The sequence below is a fragment of the Streptomyces sp. NPDC041970 genome (assembly GCF_055588985.1).
The window spans coordinates 39,734-46,192 of record NZ_JBVJCD010000046.1 but is presented as its reverse complement, the minus strand read 5'-3'; the positions used below and the strand labels follow the sequence as shown (position 1 = coordinate 46,192).

4 protein-coding genes are annotated in these 6,459 nt (G+C 71.6%); all 4 read left to right on the top strand.

Features of this window, described 5'->3' with window-relative positions:
- Positions 1 to 188 precede the first annotated feature (188 nt).
- The 4 genes from secD (at position 189) to ACZ6EJ_RS21130 (ending at position 6,344) form a co-directional block, all read left to right on the top strand.
- Positions 189 to 1,970, top strand: a complete 1,782-nt coding sequence (gene secD / locus ACZ6EJ_RS21145; RefSeq protein ID WP_469269103.1) for a protein translocase subunit SecD — start codon at positions 189 to 191, stop codon at positions 1,968 to 1,970.
- A gap of 1 nt (position 1,971) precedes the next feature.
- Positions 1,972 to 3,069: a protein translocase subunit SecF gene (secF, locus tag ACZ6EJ_RS21140; protein WP_469269102.1), complete on the top strand. Its 1,098-nt coding sequence runs from the start codon at positions 1,972 to 1,974 to the stop codon at positions 3,067 to 3,069.
- A gap of 3 nt (positions 3,070 to 3,072) precedes the next feature.
- Positions 3,073 to 3,624, top strand: coding sequence for an adenine phosphoribosyltransferase (locus ACZ6EJ_RS21135; RefSeq protein ID WP_469269101.1), 552 nt, complete (start codon positions 3,073 to 3,075; stop codon positions 3,622 to 3,624).
- 170 nt (positions 3,625 to 3,794) lie between these two features.
- Complete coding sequence (locus tag ACZ6EJ_RS21130) at positions 3,795 to 6,344, top strand: RelA/SpoT family protein (protein WP_469269100.1); 2,550 nt, start codon at positions 3,795 to 3,797, stop codon at positions 6,342 to 6,344.
- Positions 6,345 to 6,459 lie beyond the last annotated feature (115 nt).

Here is a 6,459-nt window from a genome sequence, read left to right as displayed (position 1 = left end):
CCGCGGACAATCCCAGAGGCGAGCCCGACCACCCCCCCCCCCCCCGCCCCTCTCCCCCCCCCCCCCCCCCCCCCCCCCGACGTCCTCTGGGGCCGTGCGGTCGTCTGCGGGGGCAGGCCCCCACAACACTTCGTGGCCGCTCGGGCGCGTACCCGGCGCGGGGCGGTTGGACAGGGAGAAACGAGAAGGTGGCAGCAGCCAAGAAGGGCCGAGGGCCGTCCGGCGGCCAGGGCAGGCCGGGGCGTTCCCTGGTCCTGATCCTCATCGCCATGGTCGCGCTCGTCGGCGGGATGTTCGTGTCCGGGCACACCACGCCCCGGCTGGGCATCGATCTCGCCGGCGGGACGTCGATCACGCTGGAGGCGCAGAACCAGCCCGGCAAGCCGAACGCGATCAACCCGACGAACATGGCGACCGCGGTCGGCATCATCGAGCGCCGCGTCAACGGGCTGGGCGTCTCCGAGGCCGAGGTCCAGACCCAGGGCGATCGCAACATCATCGTCAACATCCCCAAGGGGACGAACTCCAAGCAGGCCCAGGAGCAGGTCGGCACCACCGCCCAGCTCTACTTCCGGCCTGTCCTGACGGTGCAGGCGAGCGGCCCCGAGCAGCCCGCGCCCTCCGGTTCCGCCTCTCCCTCGGGCAAGGCCACGCCGAGCGCCGGTGAGTCCGCCGCGAGCGGGGAGAAGGCCGGGGACAAGGAGAAGGGCGAGGAGGCCACCGGCGCGGAGGCCACCCCCTCCGCGAGCGCCACCACCCAGGGCCGGGCGGTCACCGGGGCCCTGAAGAAGGACCCGACGCCCACCGCGTCCGGCACGGCGAAGCCCTCCGGCTCCCCCGAGGCCACGCCCTCCGCGGACCCGGCGACGGCCAAGCTCCAGGAGGAGTTCGCCAAGCTCGACTGCACCGACCCGAAGCAGCGCTCCGAGGCCGGCAAGAACGCCAAGCCCACCGACTCGATCGTCGCGTGCGGCTCCAACGTTCCGGGCAGCTACGAGAAGTACGTCCTCGGCCCCGCCGAGGTCTCCGGCAGCGACGTCGACGACGCCGAGGGCGCCATCGACCAGCAGACCGGCGAGTGGATCGTGTCGATGGAGTTCACCTCCGCCGGCGCCAAGAAGTTCCAGACGATCACCAGCCGGCTCTCGCAGCAGCAGCCGCCGATGAACCAGTTCGCGATCGTCCTCGACGGCGAGGTCGTCTCCGCGCCCTCGGTCCGCACGGCGCTCAGCAAGAACGCCCAGATCTCCGGCAGCTTCAACCAGCAGTCGGCCGAGGACCTCGGCAACATCCTCTCCTACGGCGCTCTGCCGCTCACCTTCAAGGAGATGAGCGTCACCACCGTGACCGCCGCGCTCGGCGGCGAGCAGCTCCGGGGCGGCCTGATCGCCGGCGCCATCGGCCTGGCGCTGGTCATCGTCTACCTGGTCGTCTACTACCGGGGCCTCGCTTTCATCGCCCTGCTCAGCCTGCTGGCCTCCGGCGTCCTGACGTACACGATCATGGCCCTGCTCGGACCGGCCATCGGCTTCGCGCTCAACCTCCCGGCGGTCTGCGGCGCCATCGTCGCCATCGGGATCACGGCGGACTCGTTCATCGTGTACTTCGAACGCGTCCGGGACGAGATCCGCGAAGGCCGCACGCTCCGCCCGGCCATCGAGCGCGCCTGGCCCCGTGCCCGGCGCACCATCCTGGTCTCCGACTTCGTGTCGTTCCTCGCCGCCGCCGTGCTCTTCGTCGTCACCGTCGGCAAGGTGCAGGGCTTCGCGTTCACGCTCGGCCTGACCACGCTGCTCGACGTCGTCGTGGTGTTCCTCTTCACCAAGCCGCTCATGACGCTCATGGGCGGGACGAAGTTCTTCTCCAAGGGCGGCCCCTGGTCCGGTCTGGACCCCAAGCGGCTCGGCGCCCAGCCGCCGCTGCGCCGCTCGCGCCGTGTCAACGCCCCCACCGAACCGAAGGAGGCGTGAGATGTCGCGACTCGGCAATCTCGGCGCCCGGCTCTACCGCGGCGAGGTCGGCTACGACTTCATCCGCAACCGCAAGATCTGGTACGGCGTCTCGATCCTGATCACCATCACGGCCGTCATCGGCCTGGTGGTCGGCGGGCTCAACATGGGCATCGAGTTCAAGGGCGGCGCGGTCTTCACGACCGACACCCAGGCCAAGATCTCCACCTCCGAGGCCACGGACGTGGCGACCGAGGCCTCCGGCCACATGGCCATCGTCCAGGAACTGGGCAACGGCGGTCTGCGCATCCAGATCACCGAGGTCGACACCGCCAAGGCGAACGAGATCAAGGAGACCCTCTCCGACGAGCTGGGCATCCCCGCCGAGAAGATCAACGCGGACCTGGTCGGCCCCAGTTGGGGCGAGCAGATCGCCGACAAGGCGTGGACCGGCCTGTGGGTCTTCATGATCCTGGTGGTGGTCTACCTCGCCATCGCCTTCGAGTGGCGGATGGCCGTCGCCGCCCTCATCGCGCTGGTCCACGACATCACCATCACGGTCGGCGTCTACGCGCTGGTCGGCTTCGAGGTCACTCCGGGCACGGTGATCGGTCTGCTGACCATCCTCGGCTACTCGCTGTACGACACGGTGGTCGTCTTCGACAGCCTGAAGGAGGGCCAGAAGGACATCACCAAGCAGACCCGCTACACCTACAGCGAGATCGCCAACCGGTCGATCAACAGCACCCTGGTCCGCTCCATCAACACCACCGTGGTGGCGCTGCTGCCGGTGGCCGGCCTGCTGTTCATCGGCGGCGGCCTCCTCGGCGCGGGCATGTTGAACGACATCTCGCTCTCGCTGTTCGTCGGTCTCGCCGCCGGCGCGTACTCCTCGATCTTCATCGCCACGCCGCTCGTCGCCGACCTCAAGGAGCGCGACCCGCAGATGAAGGCGCTGAAGAAGCGGGTCCTCGCCAAGCGGGCGGCCGCGGCCGCCCGCGGCGAAGCCCCCGACGACGGCACCGGGGAATGGCGGGAGGACGACCCCCAGGACGCCGAGACGGCGGGCACGGCGGCCGGCCGGCCGCGTTCGCACGGCCGCACCCCCGGAAAGCGCTGAGTGATGACCCGTACCACCGAGGCGACGCGGGAGCTGCTGCTCAGCCGTATCCGCGACGTGAGCGACTACCCGAAGCCGGGCGTCGTGTTCAAGGACATCACCCCGCTGCTCGCGGACCCGGTGGCCTTCACGGCCCTCACCGACGCCCTAGCGGAGCTGTGCGTCCGGCACGGTGCCACGAAGGTCGTCGGCCTGGAGGCGCGCGGCTTCATCCTGGCCGCGCCCGCGGCGGTCCGCGCGGGCCTGGGATTCGTCCCGGTCCGCAAGGCCGGCAAGCTCCCCGGTGCCACGCTCGGCCAGTCCTACGAGCTGGAGTACGGCAGCGCGGAGATCGAGATCCACGCCGAGGACCTCGACGCCGATGACCGGGTCATGGTCATCGACGACGTCCTCGCCACCGGCGGCACCGCCGAGGCGTCGCTGGAGCTGATCCGCCGGGCCGGCGCGCGCGTCGCCGGGGTCGCGGTGCTCATGGAGCTCAGCTTCCTGCCGGGCCGGGCCCGCCTGGAGCCGGCCCTGCGGGGCGCACCGCTGGAGGCGCTGATCACGGTCTGAGCCGTTGGTCGCCGTCCGGCGACGGACACGCACGCGGGGGACGGGCGCTCGGGAACGAACCGGGTGCCCGTCCTCCGTCGCGGGGGCCGCCGCCGTCCCCGGGAGAGGTCTCGCCGGGGGCTCGATACCATGGGCCTTCCGGGGACTCCGGATTCGCCCGAGGAGCGCTCTTGCCAGACGAGGCCCAGTCAGCCGCCGCCCCGCAGCCCGAGAAGCCCGCGGCGGCCCCCGCCGCGCCCTCGAACGCGCCGAAGCCCGCGCCCCCGGAGCCGGCCGCCGCCCCGGACGCCGCGCCGCCGACCGCCCCCGAGGGCGCCGCGCCCCAGCCCCCCGCGAAACCGGCCGCCGGGCCCAAGCCCCCGCCCCCCGCCCCGCCCGCACCGCTGAGGCCCGCGGCGCCGGCGGGCGCCGCCCCCCGTTCCGGCGGCTCCTCCAACCGGGTCCGCGCCCGCCTCGCCCGCCTGGGCGTCCAGCGCTCCAGCCCGTACAACCCGGTCCTGGAACCCCTGCTGCGTACGGTCCGGGGCAACGACCCCAAGATCGAGACCGCCACGCTCCGCCAGATCGAGCGCGCCTACCAGGTCGCCGAGCGCTGGCACCGGGGCCAGAAGCGCAAGAGCGGCGACCCCTACATCACGCACCCGCTCGCCGTCACCACCATCCTGGCCGAGCTGGGCATGGACCCGGCGACGCTGATGGCGGGCCTGCTCCACGACACCGTCGAGGACACCGAGTACGGCCTGGACACCCTGCGCCGCGACTTCGGGGACCAGGTCGCCCTGCTCGTGGACGGCGTCACCAAGCTGGACAAGGTCAAGTTCGGCGAGGCCGCGCAGGCCGAGACGGTGCGCAAGATGGTCGTCGCCATGGCCAAGGACCCGCGCGTCCTGGTCATCAAGCTCGCCGACCGGCTGCACAACATGCGCACCATGCGCTACCTCAAGCGGGAGAAGCAGGAGAAGAAGGCCCGCGAGACGCTGGAGATCTACGCCCCGCTGGCGCACCGGCTGGGCATGAACACCATCAAGTGGGAGCTGGAGGACCTCGCCTTCGCGATCCTCTACCCCAAGATGTACGACGAGATCGTCCGGCTCGTCGCCGAGCGGGCCCCCAAGCGCGACGAGTACCTCGCCATAGTGACCGACGAGGTCCAGGCCGACCTGCGCGCCGCCCGCATCAAGGCCACCGTCACCGGCCGCCCCAAGCACTACTACAGCGTCTACCAGAAGATGATCGTGCGGGGCCGCGACTTCGCCGAGATCTACGACCTGGTGGGCATCCGGGTCCTCGTCGACACGGTCCGCGACTGCTACGCCGCGCTCGGGACCGTCCACGCCCGGTGGAACCCGGTGCCGGGGCGGTTCAAGGACTACATCGCGATGCCCAAGTTCAACATGTACCAGTCGCTGCACACCACGGTGATCGGTCCCAGCGGCAAGCCCGTCGAGCTCCAGATCCGCACCTTCGACATGCACCGCCGCGCCGAGTACGGCATCGCCGCGCACTGGAAGTACAAGCAGGAGGCCGTCGCGGGAGCCTCCAAGGTGCGCACCGACGTCCCCCGCAACACCGGCCGTGGCCAGGACACCGTCAACGACATGGCGTGGCTGCGCCAGTTGCTGGACTGGCAGAAGGAGACCGAGGACCCCAGCGAGTTCCTGGAGTCCCTGCGCTTCGACCTCTCGCGCAACGAGGTCTTCGTCTTCACGCCGAAGGGCGACGTGATAGCGCTGCCCGCCGGCGCGACCCCCGTCGACTTCGCCTACGCGGTCCACACCGAGGTCGGCCACCGGACCATAGGGGCACGCGTCAACGGGCGGCTCGTCCCGCTCGAGTCGACCCTCGACAACGGCGACCTGGTGGAGGTCTTCACCTCCAAGGCGGCCGGCGCCGGACCCTCGCGGGACTGGCTCGGATTCGTCAAGTCGCCGCGGGCGCGCAACAAGATCCGCGCCTGGTTCTCCAAGGAGCGCCGGGACGAGGCCATCGAGCAGGGCAAGGACGCCATCGCGCGGGCCATGCGCAAGCAGAACCTGCCGATCCAGCGCATCCTGACCGGCGACTCCCTGGTCACCCTCGCCCACGAGATGCGCTACCCCGACATCTCCTCGCTCTACGCGGCGATCGGCGAGGGCCACGTCGCCGCGGCGGGCGTCGTGCAGAAGCTGGTGCAGGCGCTCGGCGGCCACGACGAGGCCAACGAGGACATCGCCGAGTCCACCCCGCCCACCCACGGCCGGGGCAAGCGCCGCGCCAACGCGGACCCCGGCGTCGTCGTCAAGGGCGTCGAGGACGTCTGGGTCAAGCTGGCCCGCTGCTGCACCCCCGTCCCCGGCGACCCCATCATCGGCTTCGTCACCCGCGGCAGCGGCGTATCGGTGCACCGCGCCGACTGCGTCAACGTCGACTCGCTCTCCCAGCAGCCCGAGCGCATCCTCGACGTCGAGTGGGCCCCCACCCAGTCCTCGGTCTTCCTGGTCGCCATCCAGGTCGAGGCGCTGGACCGCTCCCGGCTGCTCTCCGACGTCACCCGCGTCCTGTCCGACCAGCACGTCAACATCCTGTCAGCGGCCGTCCAGACCTCCCGCGACCGGGTGGCCACCTCGCGCTTCACCTTCGAGATGGGCGACCCCAAGCACCTGGGCCACGTCCTGAAGGCCGTACGCGGCGTGGAGGGCGTCTACGACGTCTACCGGGTCACCTCGGCGCGCAGGCCGTAGCGGAACGCCTCCGGACCGCGCAGGAGGGGGGGGGGGGGGGGGGGGGGGGGGGGGGGGGGGGGTCGGGGGGGGGGGGGGGGGGGGGGGGGGGGGGGGGGGGGGGGGGGGCGGCCCG